This is a genomic window from Streptomyces sp. NBC_00354 (assembly GCF_036106915.1).
Lineage (GTDB): Bacteria > Actinomycetota > Actinomycetes > Streptomycetales > Streptomycetaceae > Streptomyces.
Map to the genome: position 1 here is coordinate 6,657,305 of NZ_CP107983.1, position 24,472 is coordinate 6,681,776.

The following is a 24,472-nucleotide window of genomic DNA, read 5'->3' on the forward strand; positions in this document are numbered from 1 at the left end:
GGCGCCCGCGCGAAGGTCCGCCGGTCCAGACTGGAGGCATGGACCGCAGCCGCGCAGGGAACACGGACCGCAGCCGCGCAGGGAACACGGACCGCCGCCACCGGGACCGCTGGAACCGCTACCGTTTCCGCAGCGTGTGGGACCTCGACGCCCCGCCCGCCCGGGTCTACGCCGTGCTCGAACGGACCGGGGACTACCCGCGCTGGTGGCCCCAGGTCCGTGCGGTCGAGCAGATCGACGGACACAGCGGCACCCTGCACATCCGCTCCGTCCTCCCGTACGAGATCCGCATGACCGCCACCGAACTCCTCCGCGACCCCGGCCGGGGCCTCCTGGAGGCCGCCCTGCACGGCGACATCGAGGGCTGGGCGCGGTGGACCGTACGAGCCCGCCGAGGCGCCGGCGGGCGCGCGACACGGGCCCTGTACGAGCAGGAGGTCGAGGTGCGCAGCCCCCTGCTGCGCCGCCTCGCGGTCCCCGCGCGGCCCGCGTTCCGGCTCAACCACGCCCTGATGATGCGGGCCGGCCGGCGCGCCCTCGCCGCCCGTCTGGCGGCCTCACCGGAAGCGGTTTGAACCAGACCCCGTGCCTCTTGTATGGTTCAACTCGTTCCCGGGCGATTAGCTCAGCGGGAGAGCACTTCGTTCACACCGAAGGGGTCACTGGTTCGATCCCAGTATCGCCCACCGGGTCAGGCCGGTCCGTCACACGACGGACCGGCCTTCCGCATCTCCGGGGGTCGTTGCCTACGCAGCCGCCGGCAGCTCCGGCCGCAGCGGCCAGTGCGGATCCACCGACTCCGGCGTCCCCTGACGCGTGAACCACGCCTGCAGCCCGCGCGCCTGCGCCGCATGCCATACCGCCTGCAGCGTGTGCAGCTCCGCCGGCGTCAGCCGCTCCAGCCGCGCCGCGAACCGGCGGCCCACCGCCCGTACGACCTCCAGCGAGGCCAACGCGTCCGCACCCGCGTCATGCGCCCCCTCCAGCTCTATCCCGTAGTGCGCGCACAGGTCCGTCAGCGTCCGGCGGCCCTTGCGGTACCGGTCCAGATGCTTGTCCAGCACCCGCGGATCCAGCACCGTCAGCGGCCGGTTGTCCAGATAGCGCGCCAGCGTCGACGCCCGGTGCCGGCGCAACTCCCGGTCCAGCAGCGTCAGATCGAACGGCGCGTTCATCACCACCACCGGCCGGCCCGCCACCTGCTGCTCCCCGAGCGCACGGGCTATCTCCTCCACGACCGGCGCGGGCCACCGCCCGTTGCGCTGGAGGTGGTCATCGGTCAGACCGTGCACTTCCGTGGCGCCCGGGGGCACCGGAATCCCGGGATTGACCAGCCAGCGGGTGGAGCGGACCCGGCCGCCCGCACACTCCTGTACGACGAGAGCGGCGGACACGATCCGGTCCTGCTCCACGTCCACCCCGGTCGTCTCCGTGTCGAATGCGGCCAGCGGGCCCTCGTACCAGCGCGTCATGGCGAACTCCTCGTTCCCGATCGGCAGTTGGGTGCAACCGGGCGCCGCCGCCTCGGAACGTGCCACCCTTGCCCGCATCGGTGATACCCGGCCTGTTTGCGCCGTACGCCGTTTGCGGGCCCTCTGGTACGGAGACAACTTCCCTGGGGGACCGCACGCATGACCGGTCATCACCCCGTCCACCCACATTCGGCAGGGCCCGGAAGGCATGGGGAGCCGGCCATGGCGCTCGCGCAGCCCGAACCGGGCGGGATGCTGCAGGGGCGGACCGATCCGCGGAGTGAGGCGCGGACCGGACCGCTGCGCGGCACACTCGCCACCACCGCCTGCATGGAGACCCTCCAGGTGGGATACCTGCACGCAGTCGCCGCCGCGGCCGGCTGCTCGCTCTCCCAGCCCTTTCCGGACAACGGCATCGACTGGCAGGTCAACCACGGCGCGCCCGAGCACCTCGTCGACGACGAGGTCACCATCAAGGTGCAGCTGAAGGCGACCTACCAGATACCGCCCAGACCGGCCGGGCCCACCTTCGCGTTCACCCTCGACAACGAGCACCTGGTGAAGCTGGCCCGCACGCCGGTCGCCGTCCACAAGATCCTCGTCGTGATGCTCGTCCCGCGAGAACGCGACCAGTGGCTGGCCGCCGGCCACGACCGGCTCGACCTGCGGCACTGCTGCTACTGGACCAACCTCGCCGGGCACCCCGTGACCGGCCGGCGCCGGACCACCGTGCGGATCCCCACCACGCGGATCTTCGACGACCGGGCGCTGTGCGAGATCATGACCCGGGTCGGGTCGGGAGGGACACCTTGATGCACTGGCACTCACCGAACCTCGAACCGGTGACGTCCCCGTCCGAGTACGGGGACTTCTCCGACTCGGGGACGCCCGATCCCGCCCACGTCGACCCGGCCGTGCTGGGAGCCCTGCTGCACCGGCACGGCTGGCAGCGCCGGGGCGGGGCCGCCGGGCGGTACGGGCGCTGGACGCCGCCTGCCCTTCCCGGGCCGGCCGGTGGGGGGAACAGCCTGCTCGTTCCGGAGAGCCGGGCCTTCCCCGACTGCGTCGACCTGCTGGAGGAGGCCCTGACCGCGCTCGCGCGCAGCGCGCTGCCGTCCGCACGGGAGGTGCTGTACGGACTGAGCGTGCCCAGCGACGAGATCCGCTGGGACCGGCGGATCCCCGAGGGTCCCGAGGGGCCGTACGGGCCCCGGGGCGCGGCGGCGTGGACCGTGCAGGAACAGCTCCGCTCGGCCGCCAGGCAGCTCCTGCTCGCCGGGGCCCTCGCGGACCGGGCCAGGGCCGGGTACTACGGGGCCCGGCACCGCGGACAGGCCGAACGCGCCCTGGACGGGGTCCTGGTGGGGCCGGCCCCCGGCGGGCGCAGGCTCACCGCGTACGTCCCGGTGGACGGCGGGCGGGGCACCATGACCCGGCTGCACCACGCCCTGCACGCGGCGCGCGAGGCCGTGGACTACCGGCGGGCCACCGGCGGCATGGAGGCCTTCGACGCGGCGGTCGAGGCCGGGGTCAGCCGGGAGCTGGCCGATGCGCTGATCGCGCTCGTGCGGGGTTCGGAGGGGGCCCGCATCGCCCTGGCCTGGGCGCCGGCGGCCGGGGTCCCGGCGGGGTGCGCGGCCCGGCCGGAGCCGGTGGAGTTCTCGCCGGGGGACCTGCCGGTGCTCCGGGATGCGGCGGCGCGCTACACCCGCGACGAACCGGCGGTTCCCGTGCGGGTGGCGGGCGCGGTGGTCCGGATGCGGCGCTCGGCCCCGGGCGGCGGGGGCACGATCCGGCTGCGGGTCCTCGCCGGGGCGGAGATCCCGTACGTACGGGCCGTCCTCGACGAGGAGGCGTACCGGGTGGCGGGGCATGCGCATCTGGTGGGCGTGCCGATCCGGGTGAGCGGGCGGCTGCAGCGCCGGGGCGGGTTCCGGCGGCTGACCGATGCCACGGATGTGACGCCGGTCCCGCTGGACGAGGTCGAGCGGGACCGGCTGATGAAGTCGCTGGACGAGGCGCTCGATCCGGGGGACGTCCTTCCGACGGACGACTGACAGGGGCCCGGAGCTCCGCCCCGGACTCCGCGCCTCAAACGCCGGCGGGGCCGGGTCTGCGGGTGAAGGAGGCCATCGTGAGGCCCGGAGCGGGGGAGAAGTCCGGGCCGCGGGTGAAGCCCAGGCGGGTGTACAGGGTCAGTGCGGGGGTGTTCGCCGCGCCCGTGGTGACCGTGACCGTGACGGCGGGGAGGAGCTCGGACAGGACGTGACGGAGCAGGAGCGAGGCGACGCCTCGGCGGAACCAGGCCGGGGACACGCAGAGGCGGTCGATGCAGGCGCTGCCGTCCGGCTCCTCCTGCCACGCCAGGAAACCGGCGATCCCACCGTCCTGCGCGACCGCGCCGAGCCAGTGCAGCGGCTGCTCCCGCATCTGCGCGAGGCTCTCGCGCAGCGCCGGGATGCCGTCGAAGCCGATCAGCTCCGCCTCCACGGCGTACGCGGCCCGGCCGATCCGGTGGACCGCCGTCGCCGCGGAGTCCTCGGCCAGGTCCAGCGGCCGGACGTCGAGCGGGTTCGGCACGGGCACGATTCCTCCGGAGCAGGGTGGCGCGGGGGCAGCGGGTCCACCGTAACCAACCCGGGAAGGCACAACCGTTTCGCGGCGGAGCCTCTCGGCTCGGTACGATTCAGGCGCGCAGCGTTCGCTGGCGCATCCCCTGAGTCAGGAGAGACCGGTGTCAGACGTCCGTGTGATCATCCAACGCGATTCCGAGCGGGACGAGCGCGTGGTGGCCACGGGCACTACGGCGGCCGAGCTGTTCGCCGGCGAGCGCACCGTCGTCGCCGCGCGTGTGGCGGGCGAGCTCAAGGATCTTGCGTATGTCGTCGAGGACGGCGAGATCGTCGAGCCCGTCGAGATCTCCTCCGAGGACGGCCTGAACATCCTGCGCCACTCGACCGCGCACGTCATGGCTCAGGCCGTGCAGGAGCTGTTCCCCGAGGCCAAGCTGGGCATCGGCCCGCCGGTCCAGAACGGCTTCTACTACGACTTCGACGTGGCCCGGCCCTTCACCCCGGAGGACCTCAAGGCCGTCGAGAAGAAGATGCAGGAGATCCAGAAGCGCGGGCAGAAGTTCTCCCGCCGCGTGGTCACCGACGAGGCGGCCCGCGAGGAGCTCGCCGACGAGCCGTACAAGCTCGAGCTCATCGGCATCAAGGGCTCCGCTTCGACCGACGACGGTGCGAACGTCGAGGTGGGCGGCGGCGAGCTGACCATCTACGACAACCTGGACGCCAAGACCGGCGAGCTGTGCTGGAAGGACCTCTGCCGCGGTCCCCACCTGCCCACCACCCGCAACATCCCGGCGTTCAAGCTGATGCGCAACGCGGCCGCCTACTGGCGCGGCAGCGAGAAGAACCCGATGCTCCAGCGCATCTACGGCACCGCGTGGCCGTCGAAGGAGGAGCTGAAGGCCCACCTCGACTTCCTCGCCGAGGCCGAGAAGCGCGACCACCGCAAGCTCGGCAACGAGCTGGACCTCTTCTCCATCCCGGACGAGATCGGCTCCGGCCTGGCCGTCTTCCACCCGCGCGGCGGCATCATCCGCCGGACCATGGAGGACTACTCGCGCCGCCGGCACGAGGAAGAGGGCTACGAGTTCGTCTACTCCCCGCACGCCACCAAGGGCGCGCTCTTCGAGAAGAGCGGCCACCTGGACTGGTACGCGGAGGGCATGTACCCCCCCATGCAGCTCGACGGTGGTACCGACTACTACCTCAAGCCCATGAACTGCCCGATGCACAACCTGATCTTCGACGCGCGCGGCCGCTCCTACCGCGAACTGCCGCTGCGTCTGTTCGAGTTCGGCACCGTGTACCGGTACGAGAAGTCGGGCGTGGTCCACGGCCTGACCCGCGCCCGCGGCTTCACCCAGGACGACGCGCACATCTACTGCACCCGTGAGCAGATGGCCGAGGAGCTCGACCGGACCCTCACCTTCGTGCTGAACCTGCTGCGCGACTACGGTCTGACCGACTTCTACCTGGAGCTGTCCACCAAGGACCCGGAGAAGTTCGTCGGCTCGGACGAGGTCTGGGAGGAGGCGACCGCGGTCCTCCAGCAGGTGGCCGAGAAGCAGGGCCTCCCGCTGACCCCCGACCCGGGCGGCGCGGCCTTCTACGGCCCGAAGATCTCCGTGCAGGCGCGCGACGCCATCGGCCGCACCTGGCAGATGTCGACGGTGCAGCTGGACTTCAACCTGCCGGAGCGGTTCAACCTCGAGTACACCGCGCCCGACGGCTCGCGCCAGCGGCCGGTCATGATCCACCGCGCGCTGTTCGGCTCCATCGAGCGGTTCTTCGCCGTGCTGCTGGAGCACTACGCGGGCGCCATGCCGCCGTGGCTGGCCCCGGTCCAGGCAGTCGGCATCCCGATCGGCGACGGGCACGTCGAGTACCTGCAGGAGTTCGCCGCCGAGGCGAAGAAGAAGGGCCTGCGGGTCGAGGTGGACGCCTCCTCCGACCGGATGCAGAAGAAGATCCGCAACCACCAGAAGCTCAAGGTCCCCTTCATGATCATCGTCGGTGACGAGGACATGGCCGCGGGCACCGTCTCCTTCCGTTACCGCGACGGGTCGCAGGAGAACGGCATCGCCAAGGACGAGGCCCTGGCCAAGCTGGCCAAGGTCGTCGAGGACCGCGTCCAGGTCTGACCGGCGCAGCTCATTTCTGAGGGGCCCCCGGGGAACTTCCGTCTCCCGAGGGCCCCTCGTCTTCGCCTTCCCGGCGGAAGACCTGGATCAGCCAGGACGAGAAGGAACCCGTCACGGCGCCCAGCAGGCCCAGGCCGAAGGTCATCAGCGCGACCGCGATCAGCCGTCCCTCCGGGGTCACCGGGACCACGTCGCCGTAGCCGACCGTCGTCAGCGTCTGGCACACGCACCACACCGCGTCCCAGAACGTCCGGATCGGGGACTGCGGGTCTGTGTGTTCGACGTGGTACATGCCGAGCGAGCCGGAGAAGCCGAGCAGCACCGACGAGAGACCGGCGTACGTGATCACGCGCGGGTAGAGGCTGCGGCGCGGGCGGTCGTGGTGCTTGGCCTGGATGGCGTCGTGGACCTTGACCATGCGCAGCGGCCGCAGCGTCGGCAGCAGGACGACCAGGGCGTCCAGCCAGTGTGTCCGGATGAAACGCCGCGGCCGCTGGCGGCTGAGGATCAGCCGCACCAGGAAGTCCACGATGAAGCAGAGCCAGGTCACCAAGACCACGATGCTCGCGATGTCCCGCCAGACGCTGTGGGCGTCGTTGGCCAGGACGCGGACCGCGTACCCGGCGAGGAAGACCAGCGAGGCATAGAAGAGGGGCAGCTCGGTACGGCGCTCCCAGGCTGCGTCCCGGGTCTCGGATTGTTCGCGCATGGGCCCAGCATCGCGGCCGTACCGCCGGTCTTCGCCCCGGCGACACGCCCTTCGGGGGCAAGGTCATATGCTGCATCCCATGACGACTGAGCCGGAGCAGCAGATCGGTGTGGGCACGCAGGACGCGTTCCAGCGTCTGTGGACGCCCCACCGGATGGCGTACATCCAGGGGGAGAACAAGCCGACCGGTCCGGAGGCCGGGGACGGCTGTCCCTTCTGCGGGATTCCGGAGATGTCCGACCAGGACGGCCTGGTCGTGGCCCGGGGCAAACACGTCTACGCCGTGCTGAACCTGTACCCGTACAACGGCGGCCACCTGATGGTCGTCCCGTACCGGCACGTCGCCGATTACACGGAGCTCGACGCGGCGGAGACGGCCGAGCTGGCCGATCTCACCAAGCGGGCCATGATCGCGCTGCGCAAGGCGTCCGGGGCGCACGGGTTCAACATCGGCATGAACCAGGGCGCCGCCGCGGGGGCCGGCATCGCGGCGCACCTGCACCAGCACATCGTGCCCCGCTGGGGCGGGGACACGAACTTCATGCCGGTCGTCGGCCACACCAAGGTGCTGCCCCAACTTCTGGCGGACACCCGCCAGATGCTCGCCGACGCCTGGCCCACCGACTGAGACGGCCGGGCGCCCCCCGGGGCCGCGGGCCGGCCCCGGGGCGCCCCGTCTAGGCGTCGTACACGTCCGCCTTGCGCGGGGCGGCGTCCTGGACGAGTCCGCTGACGATCATCGAACGGTTGCTGAAGCGGTCGATGTCGGCGCCGTTCTCCTCGAGGACCCGCATCGCGGCCGCGTGCACCGCCCGCAGGACGGGGGTGGCGGCGCGGAGTGCGTCGTCGGCCATGAAGCGGTGGCGCCAGGGCTGGCCCGCCCAGACGTGGCGCAGACCGAAGGGCTCGGGCAGGACCAGCTTGCCGCCGAAGAAATCGAGGATCGGCGGGAACCAGGTCAGCGGGGCGCGGACGGCGAGACGGACCACCTCCTGGGCGTCCACCAGCGGCAGCGTGCGCTCCACGGTCTCCCAGAACCGGACGGACTTCGGTACCTCGACCTTGGGGGCCGCGGACTTGGTGGTGAACAGGCCGTGCACCGGTCCGAGTGCGTGGCCGGTCACCTCGACGCGCAGGGTCTTGTACAGCACGGTGACCGTCACCAGCATGGTGATCACCAGCTGGCCGTCCCAGAGCGGGTACTGGATGCCGAGGTAGTGCCGGTTGCCGCCGCTGAACTGCTGCTCGTTGCAGATCCGGGTGATCTCGTGCGGCTTGACGAGGAAGGTGTCCACGTCGGCGCCGGTGGGGCGGGCCACCTCCGCGGCGCCTTCGCCGACCGGGGTGACGATCCAGTGCTGGATCGAGGCGGGCGGCAGGCCGCCGGTGTGCAGCGGGCCGCGCTCCAGCTTGCGCAGTTCGGTGTCGATCGCGCGTATGACGTCCCAGCTGCGGAACGGGTGGATCTCCATGCCTTCGGTCTTGGGGGCGAGCTCCTCGGCCATCTGCCAGCTGCCCCAGCGGGTGCCCATGCCGAGGATGCCCTTGGGGCCGGCGTAGAAGACGGAGTTGCTGCGGTCCTCGGCCGTGAGCTTGGCGAGCGAGTGCCGTAGGTCCTCGCGGGCCTTCTCGTCCGGGTTGCCGGGGACCGCCTCGGGAATCTTGGCGCCGATGCCGTCGCCCGCGAGCAGACCGTCCCAGCGGGAGCGCATGTCGGCGGCGGTGGCCTCGCAGATCCGGCGGGCGAGGAGCCATCCCACGGCGGGGACGATGATCATGCCGCGCAGGTAGAGGCCCAGGAAGCCGGTGAACGGCAGCCGGAACATGAGCACGGCCGCCACGACGGCGACGCCGACGAGCAGCAGGGTGCCCATCCAGGACGAGCGTTTGCCGTCACCCTTGGCCAGCGACTTGCGGAGCTGGAACAGGCCCAGCCAGAGCAGCAGGCCGGGCAGGAACAGCACCCCGGCGACCAGCATGATCAGGCGCAGCTTGCGGTCGCGCTCCTTGCGGAGGCGGGAGGCGGCCAGGCAGTGCTCGACGACGGTCTGCGGGTCGAGGCCGAAGGACTGGATGAGCGGTTTGCGGCCGGAGGCGAGGGTGCGGGCCTCGACGGCGCGGCAGAAGGCCTCGCCCAGGTTGGGTTCGAAGAGCGAGACCTTGGGGGGTTTGATCGTCGACTTGTGGTACTCGTTGTCGGCTTTGAGTAGGTCGGACAGCTTGGAGTCCTTGCCGCCGTCCCGGTACGCGGCCGAGGCGAGGGCGTTGGTCGCCGCGGTCTGGCCCCCACCCCCCTGGAGGGGGACCTGTGCCCCGGGCCTGAAGTCGAATCCGTCGTCCGCCACCGTTGCCCCCATCGCTGTGCGTTGTGCTCTTTTGCCGCGCAGATGAGCCTATCGGCGTATCTCTTCCCATGGTCATGGGACAGGGAAATGCCGCCCACCGCAAGCGGGTTGGGTGGGCGGCTTCCAAGGCGTCTTTGGCGCTATGTCAATCAGGTTCCCTTCTCGGCCTGTTCACGCACCTTGTCGGCGATCTGGGGCGGCATGGGCTCGTGCCGGGCGTAGGCGCGGGTGAACCGGCCCGTGCCGTGCGAGACCGAGCGCAGTTCGACGGCGTACCGGCCGATCTCGATCTCGGGGATCTCGGCGCGGACGCAGGTGCGGCCGGGGTCTGCCTGTTCGGTGCCGACGACGCGGCCGCGGCGGCCGGCGAGGTCGCTCATGACGGGGCCGACGTACTCGTCGGGGACGAGGACGGCGAGCTCGGCGACCGGTTCGAGGAGGTGGATGCGGGCCTCGGCGGCGGCTTCGCGCAGGGCGAGGGCGCCCGCGGTCTGGAAGGCGGCGTCGGAGGAGTCCACCGAGTGCGCCTTGCCGTCGAGGAGGGTGATGCGTACGTCGACCAGCGGGTAGCCGGCCGCGACCCCGCGGGCGGCCTGGGTGCGTACGCCCTTCTCGACGGACGGGATGAACTGGCGGGGCACGGCGCCGCCGACGACCTTGTCGACGAACTCGATGCCGCTGCCGGGCGGGAGGGGTTCGACCTCGATCTCGCAGATGGCGAACTGGCCGTGTCCGCCGGACTGTTTGACGTGGCGGCCGCGGCCGGCGGCCTTGGCTCCGAACGTCTCGCGCAGGCTGACCTTGTGCGGGACGGGGTCGACCTGGACCCCGTAGCGGGTGCGCAGCCGTTCGAGGGCGACGTCCTGGTGGGCCTCGCCGAGGCACCACAGGACGACCTGGTGGGTGTGCGGGTTCTGTTCCAGCCGCATCGTGGGGTCCTCGGCGACGAGCCGGGCCAGGCCCTGGGAGAGCTTGTCCTCGTCGGCCTTGCTGTGGGCCGCGATGGCGAGGGGGAGCAGCGGGTCGGGCATCGACCAGGGCTCCATGAGCAGGGGCCGGTCCTTGGCCGAGAGGGTGTCGCCGGTCTCGGCGCGGGTGAGTTTGGCCACGCAGGCGAGGTCGCCGGCGATGACCTGGGTGAGGCTGCGCTGCTGTTTGCCGAAGGGGGACGTGAGGGTGCCGATCCGCTCGTCGACGTCGTGGTCCTCGTGCCCGCGGTCGGCCAGGCCGTGGCCGCTGACGTGCACGGTCTCCTCGGGGCGCAGGGTGCCGGAGAAGACGCGGACGAGGGAGACGCGGCCGACGTAGGGGTCGGAGGAGGTTTTGACGACCTCGGCGACGAGCGGCCCGTCGGGGTCGCAGGTGACGGCCGGGCGGTCGGCGCCGTCCGGGGCGGTGACGGCGACGGCGGCGCGCTCCAGGGGGGTGGGGAAGCCGCCGGTGACCAGTTCCAGGAGCTCGACGGTGCCGAGGCCCTGGCGGGCGCCGTCGGTGGCGGGGGCGGCCATCAGGACGGGGTGGAAGGTGCCGCGGGCCACGGCGCGCTCGAGGTCGTCGACGAGTGTCTTGATGTCGATGTCCTCGCCGCCGAGGTAGCGGTCCATGAGGCTCTCGTCCTCGCTCTCCGCGATGATCCCCTCGATGAGGCGGGAGCGGGCATCGGCGATGAGGGCGAGCTCGTCGGGCGCGGGGTCGCGTTCCACGCGCTCCCCGGAGGTGTAGTCGTACACGCGCTGGGAGAGCAGGCCGAGCAGGCCGGCGACCGGGGTGTGCCCGTCGGGGCCGGGAGGCCCGTACAGGGGCAGGTAGAGCGGGATGACGGCGTCGGGGTCCTCGGCTCCGAAGATCTCGCCGCAGACGGTGGCCATCTGCGCATAGTCGGCCCGGGCGGCCTCCAGATGGGTGACGACGATGGCGCGGGGCATGCCGACGGCCTCGCACTCGTCCCAGACCATGCGGGTGGCGCCGTCGATGCCGTCGGAGGAGGAGACGACGAAAAGGGCCGCGTCCGCGGCGCGCAGACCGGCCCTGAGCTCGCCGACGAAGTCGGCGTATCCGGGGGTGTCCAGGATGTTGATCTTGATTCCGTCCCATTCGACGGGGACGAGGGACAGCTGTACGGACCGCTGCTGCCGGTGTTCGATCTCGTCGTAGTCGGAGACGGTGCCGCCGTCCTCGACCCGGCCGGCCCGGTTGACGGCGCCTGCCGTCAGGGCGAGGGCCTCGACCAGCGTGGTCTTGCCGGCTCCGCTGTGGCCGACCAGCACGACGTTCCGTACGGACGACGGCCGGTCGGCCGTCGGTGCCCTGCCGGCGGCTCCGGCTTGGTGTGATGTGGCTCCCATGGTGCTCGTGCCTCCCGGTGTGACGGTGAGGAGGTTGATCGGGGTCCTTCGAGCTTTGCACTGGCGTCACACTGCGTCCATACGTAGTACCCGGCGCTGTCCGGAGCGTGTCGCGGGCATGGAGCGCTGATTGTCTGGCGCGAACCGGTGGGTGCGCGGCAGTGGGCGCCCGGGGCGCTGGCTACGATGGGCCAGCCGGTGGCCGATGTGGCCGTGCGGCCCAGCGACCCTCCGGGAAGGCCATGCTGAACAAGTACGCGCGTGCATTCTTCACGCGTGTTCTCACGCCATTCGCCGCATTTCTCCTCCGGCGGGGGGTGAGCCCGGACGCGGTCACCCTGATCGGCACGGCCGGAGTGGTGGCGGGAGCGCTGGTCTTCTTCCCCCGGGGGGAGTTCTTCTGGGGCACGATCACCATCACCCTGTTCGTGTTCTCCGACCTGGTGGACGGGAACATGGCCCGCCAGGCGGGCGTCTCCAGCCGCTGGGGCGCGTTCCTCGACTCGACGCTCGACCGGGTGGCCGACGCGGCGATCTTCGGCGGCCTCGCGCTCTGGTACGCGGGCAACGGGAACGACAACGTGCTGTGCGCGGTGGCGATCTTCTGCCTGGCCAGCGGCCAGGTGGTCTCGTACACGAAGGCCCGCGGCGAGTCGATCGGGCTGCCGGTCGCCGTCAACGGGCTCATCGAGCGCGCCGAGCGGCTGGTGATCTCGCTGGTCGCGGCCGGCCTGTCCGGGCTGGAGACCTTCGGGGCGCCCTCCTGGATCGGGGTGCTGCTGCCGGTCGCCCTGTGGGTCGTGGCCGTGGGCTCGCTGGTCACGCTGATCCAGCGGGTGGTCACCGTACGCCGTGAGGCGGCGGAGGCCGACGCGGCGGCCGCCGTGGCCGAGGGCGGCGCGGCCTGATGGGCACGGTGCAGGACAAGCTGGTCGACGGCGTGTACGGGCTCGGCTGGGCCGCGGTGAAGAAGCTGCCGGAGCCGGCCGCGGTGGCCCTCGGCCGCCGGATCGCCGACTTCGCGTGGAAGAAGCGCGGCAAGAGCGTGCTGCGGCTGGAGTCGAACCTGGCTCGAGTCGTGCCGGACGCCGGTCCGGAGCGGCTGCGGGAGCTCTCGCAGGCCGGCATGCGCTCGTACATGCGGTACTGGATGGAATCCTTCCGGCTGCCGACGATGGACCCGAAGCGCTTCAGCACGGACGTCGAGTTCAAGGACGAGCACCTCCTGCGCGAGGCACTCGCCTCCGGGCGCGGGGTCGTCGTCGCCCTGCCGCACCTGGCCAACTGGGATCTCGCCGGAGCGTGGGCCATCGGCCACATCGGCGTCCCGTTCACCACGGTCGCCGAGCGGCTCAAGCCGGAGAGCCTCTACGACCGCTTCGTGGCCTACCGGGAGAGCCTCGGCATGGAGGTGCTGCCCCACAGCGGCGGCACGGCCTTCGGGACCCTGGCCCGCCGGCTCCGCTCCGGAGGTCTGGTGTGCCTGGTCGCGGATCGCGACCTGTCGGCCTCCGGGGTCGAGGTGGACTTCTTCGGTTCGGCGGCACGCATGCCGGCCGGGCCGGCGCTGCTGGCGCAACAGACGGGGGCGGTGCTGCTCCCGGCGACCCTGCACTACGGAGAGTCGCCGAAGATGTACGGCCGGATCCATCCCGAGGTGGCGGTGCCGAAGACAGGGACCCGGGCCGAGCAGACGGCCGTCATGACCCAAGCGGTGGCCGACGCCTTCGCCCAGGGGATCGCCGAGCACCCGGAGGACTGGCACATGCTGCAGCGGCTGTGGCTGGACGACCTGGAGGAGCGCTCCGCGTGAAGATCGGCATTGTCTGCCCGTACTCGTGGGACGTGCCCGGCGGCGTCCAGTTCCACATCCGGGACCTCGCCGAGCACCTGATCCGCCTCGGCCACGAGGTGTCGGTGCTGGCCCCGGCGGACGACGAGACGCCGCTGCCGCCGTACGTGGTCTCGGCGGGGCGGGCGGTGCCCGTGCCGTACAACGGGTCGGTGGCCCGGCTGAACTTCGGCTTCCTGTCGGCGGCCCGGGTGCGGCGCTGGCTGCACGACGGCGTCTTCGACGTGATCCACATCCACGAGCCGGCCTCGCCCTCGCTCGGACTGCTGTCCTGCTGGGCGGCGCAGGGCCCGATCGTGGCCACGTTCCACACCTCGAACCCGCGCTCGCGCGCCATGATCGCGGCGTACCCGATCCTCCAGCCGGCGCTGGAGAAGATCAGCGCGCGGATCGCGGTGAGCGAGTACGCGCGGCGCACGCTGGTCGAGCACCTGGGCGGGGACGCGGTCGTGATCCCCAACGGCGTCGACGTGGACTTCTTCGCCGGAGCCGAGCCGAATCCCGCCTGGTCCGGGCAGACCCTCGGCTTCATCGGCCGGATCGACGAGCCCCGCAAGGGCCTGCCGGTGCTGATGGCGGCCTTCCCGCGCATCGTGGCGCAGTGCCCGGACGTACGGCTCCTCGTGGCCGGCCGCGGCGACGAGGAGGAGGCGGTCGCCTCCCTGCCCGCCGACCTGCGGGCGCGGGTCGAGTTCCTCGGCATGGTCTCCGACGAGGACAAGGCGCGGCTGCTGCGCAGCGTCGACGTGTACGTGGCCCCGAACACCGGCGGTGAGAGCTTCGGCATCATCCTGGTCGAGGCGCTGTCGGCGGGGGCCGCGGTGCTCGCCTCCGACCTGGACGCGTTCGCGCAGGTCCTGGACCAGGGCGCGGCGGGGGAGCTGTTCACCAACGAGGACGCGGACGCGCTGGCCGCAGGCGCGGTGGCCCTGCTGCGCGACCCGGCCCGCCGGGCGGAGCTCAGCGCCCGCGGCTCGGCGCATGTACGCCGCTTCGACTGGTCGACGGTCGGAGCGGACATCCTCGCGGTCTACGAAACGGTGACGGACGGCGCGGCTGCGGTGGCCACGGACGAGCGCGTCAGCCTGCGCACCCGCCTCGGCCTCACCCGGGACCCGTCGGCCTGAGGGCCCCCTCCCGGGGCCCGGCGGGCCGCGGGCGGGCCCGCCGGGGCAGCCGTGCACGGGGCGCGTCGACGGGGAGGGTATTGTCGCGGGCCGTGATCGAAACCCTTGTCTGGACTGCCCTGGCGCTCGGCGTCATCGGGGTCTACCTCAGCTGGACCGCCGGACGGCTGGACCGGCTGCACTCGCGCATGGACGCCGCCCGCGCCGCCCTCGACGCGCAGCTCGTGCGGCGCGCCTCGGTGGTGATCGAGGTGGCCGCCTCCGGGGCGCTCGACCCCGCCTCCTCCATCGTCCTGTACGAGGCCGCACACGCCGCCCGCCAGGCCGAGGAGGAACACCGCGAGGTCGCCGAGAGCGAGCTCAGCCAGGCGCTGCGCGCGGTGTTCTCCGATGCCGCCCAGGTCGAGGTGCTCAAGGCCGCCCCCGGCGGCGAGGCGGCCGCCGAGGAGCTGGCCGCGGCGGTCCGCCGGGTGCCCATGGCACGGCGGTTCCACAACGACGCCGTGCGGGCCGCCCGGGCGCTGCGCCGCCACCGCAAGGTCCGCTGGTTCCGGCTGGCCGGCCACGCCCCGTTCCCGCTCGCGTTCGAAATGGACGATGAGCCCCCGGTGGATCTTGCCGACCGGCCGTAGTGGCCCCGGCCGGCCCTAGTTGTACCCAAAGGCCAATTTGAAAGAGGCCACCGGCTCCTCATTGGCCCTTGCGGTGGACTGGTCGGGGGCGGTTTGCTCGGCGGAGTACCACCGCAGCACTTGCGCGCAGTACCACCGCAGCACCCGTCTTCCCTTCGAGTGAGGTCAATCCGTGAGCACGCTTCCCTCCACCCCGCAGTCCGCTGAGTCCGCGATCGGCACGTCCCGCGTCAAGCGCGGCATGGCCGAGCAGCTCAAGGGCGGCGTGATCATGGACGTGGTCAACGCCGAGCAGGCGAAGATCGCCGAGGACGCCGGCGCCGTGGCCGTCATGGCCCTCGAGCGGGTCCCCGCCGACATCCGCAAGGACGGCGGCGTCGCGCGCATGTCGGACCCGAACATGATCGAAGAGATCATCGAGGCCGTCTCCATCCCGGTCATGGCCAAGTCCCGCATCGGCCACTTCGTCGAGGCCCAGGTCCTGCAGTCCCTCGGCGTCGACTACATCGACGAGTCCGAGGTCCTGACCCCGGCCGACGAGGTCAACCACTCCGACAAGTGGGCGTTCACCACCCCCTTCGTCTGCGGTGCCACCAACCTGGGCGAGGCCCTGCGCCGCATCGCCGAGGGCGCGGCCATGATCCGCTCCAAGGGCGAGGCCGGCACCGGCAACGTCGTCGAGGCCGTCCGCCACCTGCGCCAGATCAAGAACGAGATCGCCCGCCTGCGCGGCTACGACAACAACGAGCTGTTCGCCGCCGCCAAGGAGCTGCGCGCCCCGTACGAGCTCGTCAAGGAAGTTGCCGAGCTCGGCAAGCTCCCGGTCGTGCTGTTCTCCGCCGGTGGCGTCGCCACCCCGGCCGACGCCGCCCTGATGCGCCAGCTCGGCGCCGAGGGCGTCTTCGTCGGCTCCGGCATCTTCAAGTCGGGCGACCCGGCCAAGCGTGCCGCCGCCATCGTGAAGGCCACCACCTTCTACGACGACCCGAAGATCATCGCGGACGCCTCCCGCAACCTGGGCGAGGCCATGGTCGGCATCAACTGCGACACCCTCCCCGAGTCCGAGCGCTACGCCAACCGCGGCTGGTAGTCATCACCATGACGAACACCCCCGTTGACCCCGTCGTCGGGGTACTTGCCCTCCAGGGCGACGTACGGGAACACCTGATCGCCCTGGCCTCGGCTGACGCCGTGGCCAGGCCGGTCCGGCGTCCCGAGGAGCTCGCCGAGGTCGACGCCCTGGTGATCCCCGGCGGCGAGTCCACGACCATGTCGAAGCTCGCCGTGCTGTTCGGCATGCTGGAGCCGCTGCGCGAGCGGGTACGCGCCGGGATGCCGGTCTACGGCACCTGCGCCGGCATGATCATGCTCGCCGACAAGCTGCTGGACGGCCGTGAGGACCAGGAGACCCTGGGCGGCATCGACATGATCGTGCGCCGCAACGCCTTCGGCCGGCAGAACGAGTCCTTCGAGGCGCAGGTCGACTTCGCGGGCATCGAGGGCGGCCCCGTCGAGGGCGTCTTCATCCGGGCACCCTGGGTCGAGTCCGTCGGCGGCGCCGCCGAGGTGCTCGCCACGTACGACGGTCACACCGTCGCCGTGCGCCAGGGCAATGTCCTCGCCACCTCGTTCCACCCGGAGCTCACGGGTGACGACCGGGTCCACGCGTACTTCGTCGACATGGTGCGCGCGGGGCTGTAACGGCGTCCCGGTAGGATCTGAGGCGAACATTGTTGGTGACGCGAAGGAGACAGGCAGATGTCCGGCCACTCTAAATGGGCTACGACGAAGCACAAGAAGGCCGTGGTTGACGCCAAGCGCGGCAAGCTCTTCGCGAAGCTGATCAAGAACATCGAGGTCGCGGCCCGTATGGGCGGCGCCGACATCGACGGCAACCCGACCCTCTTCGACGCCATCCAGAAGGCCAAGAAGAGCTCGGTCCCGAACAAGAACATCGACTCCGCGGTCAAGCGCGGCGGTGGTCTTGAGGCCGGCGGCGCCGACTACGAGACGATCATGTACGAGGGCTACGGTCCGAACGGTGTCGCGGTGCTCATCGAGTGCCTCACCGACAACCGCAACCGTGCCGCGTCCGACGTGCGTGTCGCCATGACCCGCAACGGCGGCTCGATGGCCGACCCGGGCTCGGTCTCGTACCTGTTCAACCGCAAGGGTGTCGTCCTGCTGCCCAAGGGTGAGCTCTCCGAGGACGACGTCCTGGAGACGGTGCTCGAGGCGGGTGCCGAAGAGGTCAACGACCTCGGCGACAGCTTCGAAATCATCAGCGAGGCCACCGACATGGTCGCGGTCCGGACCGCGCTCCAGCAGGCGGGCATCGACTACGACTCGGCCGACTCCAACTTCCTGCCGACCATGCAGGTCGAGCTGGACGAGGAGGGCGCGCGCAAGATCTTCAAGCTGATCGACGCACTCGAGGACAGCGACGACGTGCAGAACGTCTTCGCCAACTTCGACGTCTCGGACGAGGTCATGGAGAAGGTCGACGCCTGATCGGGCATCAGCGGCGGGCCGACGGGGACACACCCCGTCGGCCCGCCGCTTTGTCAGTGCCACCGGCTAGCCTGCACGCACTGGCAATCGAAGGGGGTGGGGGCGGAGTGCGCGTACTCGGCGTGGACCCGGGGCTGACCCGGTGCGGTGTCGGCGTGGTCGAGGGCGTCGCCGGCCGTCCGCTGACCATGATCGGCGTGGGGGTCGTACGGACGCCCGCGGACGCGGAGTTGGGGGACCGGCTCGTCGCGATCGAAGCGGGCATCGAGCAGTGGCTCGATGAACACCGGCCCGAAGTCGTCGCCGTGGAGCGGGTGTTCAGCCAGCACAACGTCAGGACGGTGATGGGAACCGCCCAGGCGAGCGCCGTCGCCATGCTCTGCGCCGCGCGCCGCGGGATACCGGTCGCCCTGCACACCCCCAGCGAGGTCAAGGCCGCCGTCACCGGATCAGGCCGGGCCGACAAAGCGCAGGTCGGGGCGATGGTGACCCGGCTGCTGCGGCTGTCCGCCCCGCCCAAGCCGGCCGACGCCGCGGACGCCCTCGCGCTTGCCATCTGCCACATCTGGCGGGCCCCCGCCCAGAACCGCCTTCAGCAGGCGGTCGCCCTGCACGCCTCGAAAGGCCGCCCCTCATGATCGCCTTCGTCAGCGGCCCGGTCGCCGCGCTCGCCCCCACCCTGGCCGTGATCGAGGTCGGGGGAGTGGGCATGGCCGTGCAGTGCACGCCGAACACCATCGCCGGCCTGCGGATGGGGGAGACGGCGCGGCTGGCCACGTCGCTGGTCGTACGGGAGGACTCGCTGACGTTGTACGGCTTCGCCGACGACGACGAGCGGCAGGTCTTCGAACTGCTGCAGACGGCGAGCGGGGTGGGGCCGAGGCTCGCGCAGGCGATGCTGGGGGTGCACAGTCCGGATGCGCTGCGGGTGGCCGTCTCGACGGGGGACGAGAAGGCCCTGATGGCCGTCCCCGGGATCGGCAAGAAGGGGGCCCAGAAGCTGCTGCTGGAGCTGAAGGACAAGCTCGGCGTACCGCTGGTCGGCGCACAGCGCGCCCCTGCCGCCTCCGGGCCGGCCCCCTGGACGGAGCAGCTCTCGGCGGCCCTGATCGGCCTGGGGTACGCCTCCAGGGAGGCGGAGGAGGCGGTGTCCGCAGTGACCCCGCAGGCGGAGGCCGCCATCGCCGCCGGCGGCTCGGCCCCCGTCCCCCAGCTCCTCCGAGCGGCCCTCCAGACCTTGAACCGAGCCCGCTGACCTCGCCGGCGCCGGGACGGGTACCGCTGCGCGGGGCAGTCCCCGAGACCACCGTACGAACCGAAAAAGGCAGACTGACAGCGTGAACTGGGATGACGAGAGCGACGACCGGATCGTGGCGGCGGCAGCGGACGGCGAGGACACCGCCGTCGAGGCGGCCCTGCGCCCCAAGGACCTCGGCGAGTTCGTCGGCCAGGAGAAGGTCCGCCAGCAGCTCGATCTGGTGCTGAAGGCGGCCCGCCAGCGCGGCGCCACTGCCGATCACGTCCTGCTCTCCGGCGCGCCCGGCCTCGGCAAGACCACCCTCTCCATGATCATCGCCGCCGAGATGGGAGCGCCCATCCGGATCACCTCCGGCCCCGCCATCCAGCACGCCGGCGACCTCGCCGCGATCCTGTCCTCCCTCCAAGAGGGCGAGGTCCTCTTCCTCGACGAGATCCACCGCATGTCCCGGCCCGCCGAGGAGATGCTGTACATGGCCATGGAGGACTTCCGCGTCGACGTGATCGTCGGCAAGGGGCCCGGGGCCACCGCCATCCCCCTCGAGCTGCCGCCCTTCACCCTCGTCGGGGCGACGACCCGCGCCGGCCTGCTCCCGCCGCCGCTGCGCGACCGCTTCGGCTTCACCGGGCACATGGAGTTCTACGCCCCCGAGGAGCTGGAACGCGTCATTCACCGCTCCGCCCGCCTCCTCGACGTGGAGATCGACACCGCCGGCGCCGCCGAGATCGCCGGCCGCTCCCGCGGCACCCCGCGCATCGCCAACCGCCTGCTGCGCCGGGTCCGGGACTATGCGCAGGTCCGGGCCGACGGCGTGATCAACCGCGAGGTGGCCGGCACCGCCCTGCAGGTGTACGAGGTGGACGGGCGCGGGCTCGACCGGCTCGACCGGGCCGTGCTCGAAGCCCTGCTCAAGCTGTTCGGCGGGGGTCCCGTCGGGCTGTCCACCCTCGCCGTCGCCGTCGGCGAGGAGCGCGAGACCGTGGAGGAGGTCGCCGAGCCGTTCCTGGTACGCGAGGGGCTGCTCGCCCGTACGCCCAGGGGCCGGGTCGCGACCCCCGCCGCATGGGCTCACCTGGGCCTTGTCCCGCCCCAGCAGCACGGGAGTGGATCAAGCGGACAACAGGGCTTGTTCGGGGCCTGACGGCGCGGAGGTTCGCCCGCTCAGGAACTGCGGTGCCATGCTGGGCGTTGTTCCATCGGTGCGGACTCGCCTAGACTCCGCCGATGCCGACCCTTCAGGCCGGCATGCCCACCCCCGTAGAAGAAGGCCGTCTCCCGTGCGGTCGTGCGAAGGATCTCCGTCCCGTGAATCTCGTGACACTCCTCCCGTTCATCGTGCTCATCGGGGCGATGTTCCTGATGACCCGCTCCGCGAAGAAGAAGCAGCAGGCGGCCGCGCAGATGCGTGACCACATGGCGCCGGGCACCGGCGTCCGCACCATCGGCGGCATGTACGCCACGGTGAAGGAGATCGGCGACGACACCGTCACCCTCGAGGTGGCCCCCGGTGTCCACGCGATCTACGCGAAGAACTCCATCGGCGCCGTCCTGGAGGACGCGGAATACAACCGCATCGTCCACGGAGCCGGCGATGATCTGACGATCGACACGCCGGTAGTTCCGGACGACGCCTCCTCGCTGACCCTGGACAAGGACGCGGACAAGGACGCGGACAAGCCCGAGGGCGAGGCCCCGAAGCTCGACCTGGGCAAGAAGGACGAGCCCGAGGCCGACGAGCCCAAGGCCGACGAGCCCAAGGACGAGCCCAAGAACGGCAAGGCCGACGGCGAGGCCGGCACGAAGTAGCGCGCGGCCGGGGACCGTGAAGGCGCCTGACCGGCGGCCGGCGCGGTCCCCGTCAGTCACACTTCTGCGGGGGGCAGGGGTCCCCACCACACATTTTTCGTGGCCGTCCGCGCGCTGACCCGGCGCAGGGCGGTTGGACAGGGAGATACGACAAGGTGGCAGCACCGAAGAAGGGCCGGCGGCCCACGGGGGCTCAGGGGAGGCCGGGGCGCGCCCTGGCCATCATCCTGATCGCGATGGTGGCGCTCACCGCGGGGATGTTCCTCACGAAGCAGACGACCCCCCGGCTCGGCATCGACCTCGCGGGCGGTACGAGCATCACGCTCAAGGCCAAGAGCGAGCCCGGCAAGCCGGACGCGATCAACAAGACCAACATGGAGACGGCGGTCGGCATCATCGAGCGCCGTGTCAACGGTCTCGGCGTGTCGGAGTCCGAGGTCCAGACGCAGGGCCGCGACCACATCATCGTGAACATCCCCAAGGGGACGAACGAGAAGCAGGCTCGCGAGCAGGTCGGTACCACCGCCCAGCTGTACTTCCGCCCGGTCCTGGCCTTCGCAGACGGTGCCCCGGCAGCCCCCGAGGCCACGCCGAGCCCCTCCGCGAGCAGCTCCGGCGCCCCGAAGGCCGAGGGCAGCGGCAAGCCCGGCACCCCGGCCACCCCGTCGTCCAGCGCCACTTCCCAGGGCCGTGCGCTCAGCGAGGCCCTCAAGGCCCCGGGCGCCACCGCCACTCCCTCGCCCTCGGCGAGCGAGTCGAAGAAGGCAGACGACAACAAGGCTCCGTCCCCGACCCCGACCCCGTCGGGCATCGAGGCGGCCGCCGCCGACCTGCAGGCGAAGTTCGCCGCGCTGGACTGCACCAACGAGGCGCAGCGCGCCGCCGTCGGCAAGGGCGCCAAGCCCGAGGACGCGACGCTGGCCTGTGGCAAGCGCGGCGACGCCTGGGGCAAGTGGATCCTCGGCCCCGCCGGTGTCGCCGGTACGGACGTCAAGGACGCCAAGGGCGTCATCGACCCGCAGCGCGGCCAGTGGATCGTCACCATGCAGTTCACCGACAAGGGCGCCGACAAGTTCGCCAAGATCACCGGTGAGCTGGCCACCAAGCAGATGCCGCAGAACCAGTTCGCGATCGTGCTCGACGGCGAGGTCGTCTCCGACCCGTCCGTGAGCCAGGCGCTGACCGGCGGCAACGCCGAGATCTCCGGCGGCTTCAACCAGCAGTCCGCGCAGGACCTGGGCAACATGCTCTCGTACGGCGCCCTGCCGCTCTCCTTCAGCGAGGACAGCGTCACCACCGTCACCGCCGCGCTCGGCGGCGAGCAGCTGAAGGCCGGCCTGATCGCCGGTGCCATCGGCCTCGCCCTCGTCGTGATCTACCTGCTCGTGTACTACCGGGGCCTGGCCTTCATCGCCATCGTCAGCCTCCTGGTGTCCGCGATCCTCACGTACTCGATCATGGCGCTGCTCGGAAAGGGCATCGGCTTCGCGCTGAACCTGCCCGCCGTCTGCGGTGCGATCGTCGCGATCGGCATCACCGCGGACTCGTTCATCGTGTACTTCGAGCGCATCCGCGACGAGATCCGCGAGGGCCGCACCCTGCGTCCGGCCGTGGAGCGGGCCTGGCCGCGAGCCCGGCGCACCATCCTGGTGTCCGACTTCGTGTCGTTCCTGGCCGCCGCCGTGCTGTTCATCGTGACGGTCGGCAAGGTGCAGGGCTTCGCCTTCACGCTGGGTCTGACCACCGTGCTCGACGTGGTCGTGGTGTTCCTCTTCACCAAGCCGATCATGACGCTGATGGCCCGTACGAAGTTCTTCTCCAGCGGTCACCCCTGGTCCGGACTGGACCCGAAGCGGCTTGGCGCCAAGCCGCCGCTGCGCCGGTCCCGCCGTACCGGCTCCGGTTCCGTCACCGCTCCCGTCGACGTAAAGGAGGCGTGAGAGATGTCGAAGCTGGGAGATCTCGGCGCCAAGCTGTACCGCGGTGAGGTCGGCTACGACTTCGTCGGCAAGCGTTTCATCTGGTACGGCGTTTCCATCCTGATCACCATCACGGCGATCGTGGCCCTGGCCGTTCAGGGCCTCAACATGGGCATCGAGTTCAAGGGCGGTGCCGTCTTCACCACCCCGAAGACGGCCGTCTCCGTCGCCAAGGCGACCGAGGTCGCGGAGAAGGCCTCGGGCCACGACGCGATCGTCCAGGAGCTCGGCACGGGCGGCATGCGCATCCAGATCTCGGGTCTGGACACGAACGACGCGGCGGGCGTCAAGAAGCAGCTCGCCACCGACCTCAAGGTCACCGAGGCCGACATCAACGCGGACCTGGTCGGCCCCAGCTGGGGCGACCAGATCGCGAACAAGGCCTGGACCGGCCTCGGCGTCTTCATGGTCCTCGTGGTGATCTACCTCGCCATCGCCTTCGAGTGGCGGATGGCGGTCGCCGCGCTGATCGCCCTGATCCACGACCTCACCATCACCGTCGGCGTGTACGCGCTGGTCGGTTTCGAGGTCACGCCGGGCACCGTGATCGGTCTGCTGACGATTCTCGGTTACTCCCTCTACGACACCGTCGTCGTCTTCGACGGTCTGAAGGAGGGCTCGAAGGACATCACCAAGCAGACCCGCTACACGTTCAGCGAGATCGCCAACCGCAGCATCAACGGCACCCTGGTCCGCTCGATCAACACCACGGTCGTCGCGCTGCTCCCCGTCGGGGCGCTGCTCTTCATCGGCGGCGGCTTCCTGGGCGCCGGCATGCTGAACGACATCTCGCTGTCGCTGTTCGTCGGCCTCGCGGCCGGTGCGTACTCCTCGATCTTCATCGCGACCCCGCTGGTCGTGGACCTCAAGGAGCGCGAGCCGGCGATGAAGGCCCTGAAGAAGCGGGTGCTCGCCAAGCGGGCGGCCGCGGCGGCGAAGGGCGAGTCCGCGGACGACGAGGGCAACGAGGCGGGCGACGCCCCGCAGGTCGTGGCCCAGGGCCGGCCGGGACGGCGCCGGTGAGCACGCTGTCCCCCGAGGCGCGCGAGCTGCTGCTCAGCCGGATCAAGGACGTCCCGGACTACCCGAAGCCGGGCGTGATGTTCAAGGACATCACCCCGCTGCTGGCGGACCCGAAGGCCTTCGCGGCCCTGACGGACGCGCTGGTGGAGCTGGCCGGGCAGTACGGGGCGACGAAGATCGTCGGGCTGGAGGCGCGCGGGTTCATCCTCGCGGCTCCGGTGGCGGTCCAGGCGGGCATCGGCTTCGTGCCGGTGCGCAAGGCCGGGAAGCTGCCGGGCGCCACGCTCGCGCAGTCGTACGAGCTGGAGTACGGCACGGCGGAGATCGAGGTCCACGCCGAGGACCTGTCGGCCGGCGACCGGGTCATGGTCATCGACGACGTCCTGGCCACGGGCGGTACCGCCGAGGCCTCGCTCTCGCTGATCCGGCGGGCCGGGGCGGAGGTCGCCGGTGTGGCGGTCCTGATGGAGCTGTCGTTCCTGCCGGGCCGTGAGCGGCTGGCCGGCGCCCTTGCGGGGGCCCCGATGGACGCACTGATCGTCGTCTGACCTTCTTCATCTGCCGAACGGCGGGTATCCGGGCCATCCCGGGTACCCGCCGTTCGCGTGTGCGGTGCCGTTGCCGGGGGCTCTGCCCCCGGTCCCCCGCGCCCCGCACGCAGGCGGGGCCGGGGCCGGAGCCCGGGGCTCGGCGAACGGGGGG

General features: G+C 71.3%; 24 protein-coding genes and 1 tRNA gene. 20 read left to right on the plus strand and 5 right to left on the minus strand.

Annotated features, from left to right (window positions below):
• Nucleotides 1-38 precede the first annotated feature (38 nt).
• Together OHT74_RS30570 and OHT74_RS30575 are read left to right on the plus strand one after the other, a co-directional pair.
• The gene (locus OHT74_RS30570) at nucleotides 39-575 is read left to right on the plus strand and encodes an SRPBCC family protein (protein ID WP_266668792.1); all 537 of its coding nucleotides are present in this window, start codon (nucleotides 39-41) and stop codon (nucleotides 573-575) included.
• 39 nt (nucleotides 576-614) lie between these two features.
• A tRNA-Val gene (locus OHT74_RS30575) sits at nucleotides 615-686 on the plus strand.
• Nucleotides 687-746: 60 nt separating this feature from the next.
• Here the strand turns inward: OHT74_RS30575 and OHT74_RS30580 are convergent.
• Nucleotides 747-1,472 carry a 3'-5' exonuclease gene (locus OHT74_RS30580; protein ID WP_266668794.1) on the minus strand — a complete coding sequence of 242 codons (726 nt, stop codon included), beginning with the start codon at nucleotides 1,470-1,472 and terminating at the stop codon, nucleotides 747-749.
• A 222-nt stretch (nucleotides 1,473-1,694) separates the two neighbouring features.
• On the opposite strand from OHT74_RS30580, the gene OHT74_RS30585 reads away from it, so the two are divergent.
• Both OHT74_RS30585 and OHT74_RS30590 read left to right on the plus strand, forming a co-directional pair.
• Nucleotides 1,695-2,285 (plus strand): DUF4365 domain-containing protein, encoded by a 591-nt coding sequence (locus OHT74_RS30585; protein WP_266668796.1) that lies wholly within the window; start codon nucleotides 1,695-1,697, stop codon nucleotides 2,283-2,285.
• Complete coding sequence (locus tag OHT74_RS30590; protein ID WP_443047596.1) at nucleotides 2,285-3,529, plus strand: hypothetical protein; 1,245 nt, start codon at nucleotides 2,285-2,287, stop codon at nucleotides 3,527-3,529. Before OHT74_RS30585 ends, OHT74_RS30590 begins: the two co-directional genes overlap by 1 nt.
• 34 nt (nucleotides 3,530-3,563) lie before the next feature.
• Here OHT74_RS30590 and OHT74_RS30595 read toward each other — a convergent pair whose 3' ends face one another.
• Entirely contained in the window at nucleotides 3,564-4,052 is a 489-nt protein-coding gene (locus OHT74_RS30595; RefSeq protein ID WP_328621949.1) for a GNAT family N-acetyltransferase, read from the minus strand.
• A 154-nt stretch (nucleotides 4,053-4,206) separates the two neighbouring features.
• Here OHT74_RS30595 and thrS point away from each other — a divergent pair, with 154 nt between their 5' ends.
• Nucleotides 4,207-6,183, plus strand: coding sequence for a threonine--tRNA ligase (gene thrS, locus OHT74_RS30600; protein ID WP_266668819.1), 1,977 nt, complete (start codon nucleotides 4,207-4,209; stop codon nucleotides 6,181-6,183).
• Between the two features lie 10 nt (nucleotides 6,184-6,193).
• Here the strand turns inward: thrS and OHT74_RS30605 are convergent, their stop codons facing one another.
• Nucleotides 6,194-6,892: a potassium channel family protein gene (locus OHT74_RS30605; protein WP_266668821.1), complete on the minus strand. Its 699-nt coding sequence runs from the start codon at nucleotides 6,890-6,892 to the stop codon at nucleotides 6,194-6,196.
• 67 nt (nucleotides 6,893-6,959) lie between these two features.
• Between OHT74_RS30605 and OHT74_RS30610 the strand changes: the two genes are divergently transcribed.
• Nucleotides 6,960-7,520 (plus strand): HIT family protein, encoded by a 561-nt coding sequence (locus OHT74_RS30610; RefSeq protein WP_266668823.1) that lies wholly within the window; start codon nucleotides 6,960-6,962, stop codon nucleotides 7,518-7,520.
• A 49-nt stretch (nucleotides 7,521-7,569) separates the two neighbouring features.
• On the opposite strand, the gene OHT74_RS30615 is transcribed toward OHT74_RS30610, so the two are convergent.
• Nucleotides 7,570-9,237 carry a hypothetical protein gene (locus OHT74_RS30615; protein WP_328621950.1) on the minus strand — a complete coding sequence of 556 codons (1,668 nt, stop codon included), beginning with the start codon at nucleotides 9,235-9,237 and terminating at the stop codon, nucleotides 7,570-7,572.
• Nucleotides 9,238-9,386: 149 nt separating this feature from the next.
• Nucleotides 9,387-11,582, minus strand: a complete 2,196-nt coding sequence (locus tag OHT74_RS30620) for an elongation factor G-like protein EF-G2 (protein WP_328621951.1) — start codon at nucleotides 11,580-11,582, stop codon at nucleotides 9,387-9,389.
• Between the two features lie 242 nt (nucleotides 11,583-11,824).
• Between OHT74_RS30620 and pgsA the strand changes: the two genes are divergently transcribed.
• The 14 genes from pgsA to OHT74_RS30690 all read left to right on the plus strand — a co-directional run bounded on the left by pgsA (nucleotide 11,825) and on the right by OHT74_RS30690 (nucleotide 24,318).
• A complete protein-coding gene (pgsA, locus tag OHT74_RS30625) occupies nucleotides 11,825-12,490 on the plus strand; it encodes a phosphatidylinositol phosphate synthase (RefSeq protein WP_328621952.1) in 666 nt (221 codons plus the stop codon).
• Entirely contained in the window at nucleotides 12,490-13,395 is a 906-nt protein-coding gene (locus OHT74_RS30630) for a phosphatidylinositol mannoside acyltransferase (RefSeq protein ID WP_266668835.1), read from the plus strand. Before pgsA ends, OHT74_RS30630 begins: the two co-directional genes overlap by 1 nt.
• Nucleotides 13,392-14,561: a glycosyltransferase family 4 protein gene (locus OHT74_RS30635; RefSeq protein WP_266668836.1), complete on the plus strand. Its 1,170-nt coding sequence runs from the start codon at nucleotides 13,392-13,394 to the stop codon at nucleotides 14,559-14,561. The genes OHT74_RS30630 and OHT74_RS30635 overlap by 4 nt, the downstream gene beginning before the upstream one ends.
• A gap of 92 nt (nucleotides 14,562-14,653) precedes the next feature.
• Nucleotides 14,654-15,193 carry a hypothetical protein gene (locus OHT74_RS30640; RefSeq protein ID WP_266631008.1) on the plus strand — a complete coding sequence of 180 codons (540 nt, stop codon included), beginning with the start codon at nucleotides 14,654-14,656 and terminating at the stop codon, nucleotides 15,191-15,193.
• 172 nt (nucleotides 15,194-15,365) lie between these two features.
• Nucleotides 15,366-16,283 (plus strand): pyridoxal 5'-phosphate synthase lyase subunit PdxS, encoded by a 918-nt coding sequence (gene pdxS / locus OHT74_RS30645; protein WP_030294529.1) that lies wholly within the window; start codon nucleotides 15,366-15,368, stop codon nucleotides 16,281-16,283.
• An 8-nt stretch (nucleotides 16,284-16,291) separates the two neighbouring features.
• Nucleotides 16,292-16,894 carry a pyridoxal 5'-phosphate synthase glutaminase subunit PdxT gene (gene pdxT, locus OHT74_RS30650; RefSeq protein ID WP_266668838.1) on the plus strand — a complete coding sequence of 201 codons (603 nt, stop codon included), beginning with the start codon at nucleotides 16,292-16,294 and terminating at the stop codon, nucleotides 16,892-16,894.
• 57 nt (nucleotides 16,895-16,951) lie between these two features.
• The gene (locus OHT74_RS30655; RefSeq protein ID WP_053676652.1) at nucleotides 16,952-17,704 is read left to right on the plus strand and encodes a YebC/PmpR family DNA-binding transcriptional regulator; all 753 of its coding nucleotides are present in this window, start codon (nucleotides 16,952-16,954) and stop codon (nucleotides 17,702-17,704) included.
• Between the two features lie 107 nt (nucleotides 17,705-17,811).
• A complete protein-coding gene (gene ruvC, locus OHT74_RS30660; RefSeq protein WP_266668841.1) occupies nucleotides 17,812-18,342 on the plus strand; it encodes a crossover junction endodeoxyribonuclease RuvC in 531 nt (176 codons plus the stop codon).
• Nucleotides 18,339-18,959, plus strand: a complete 621-nt coding sequence (gene ruvA, locus OHT74_RS30665; RefSeq protein WP_328621953.1) for a Holliday junction branch migration protein RuvA — start codon at nucleotides 18,339-18,341, stop codon at nucleotides 18,957-18,959. The genes ruvC and ruvA overlap by 4 nt, the downstream gene beginning before the upstream one ends.
• A gap of 82 nt (nucleotides 18,960-19,041) precedes the next feature.
• Nucleotides 19,042-20,103, plus strand: coding sequence for a Holliday junction branch migration DNA helicase RuvB (ruvB, locus tag OHT74_RS30670; RefSeq protein ID WP_266668845.1), 1,062 nt, complete (start codon nucleotides 19,042-19,044; stop codon nucleotides 20,101-20,103).
• Nucleotides 20,104-20,267: 164 nt separating this feature from the next.
• Nucleotides 20,268-20,768, plus strand: a complete 501-nt coding sequence (yajC, locus tag OHT74_RS30675; RefSeq protein ID WP_267000461.1) for a preprotein translocase subunit YajC — start codon at nucleotides 20,268-20,270, stop codon at nucleotides 20,766-20,768.
• Nucleotides 20,769-20,923: 155 nt separating this feature from the next.
• A complete protein-coding gene (secD, locus tag OHT74_RS30680) occupies nucleotides 20,924-22,708 on the plus strand; it encodes a protein translocase subunit SecD (protein ID WP_266668849.1) in 1,785 nt (594 codons plus the stop codon).
• A 3-nt stretch (nucleotides 22,709-22,711) separates the two neighbouring features.
• Entirely contained in the window at nucleotides 22,712-23,770 is a 1,059-nt protein-coding gene (gene secF, locus OHT74_RS30685) for a protein translocase subunit SecF (RefSeq protein ID WP_266668851.1), read from the plus strand.
• Entirely contained in the window at nucleotides 23,767-24,318 is a 552-nt protein-coding gene (locus OHT74_RS30690) for an adenine phosphoribosyltransferase (protein WP_443047597.1), read from the plus strand. The genes secF and OHT74_RS30690 overlap by 4 nt, the downstream gene beginning before the upstream one ends.
• The last annotated feature ends 154 nt before the right edge of the window (nucleotides 24,319-24,472 follow it).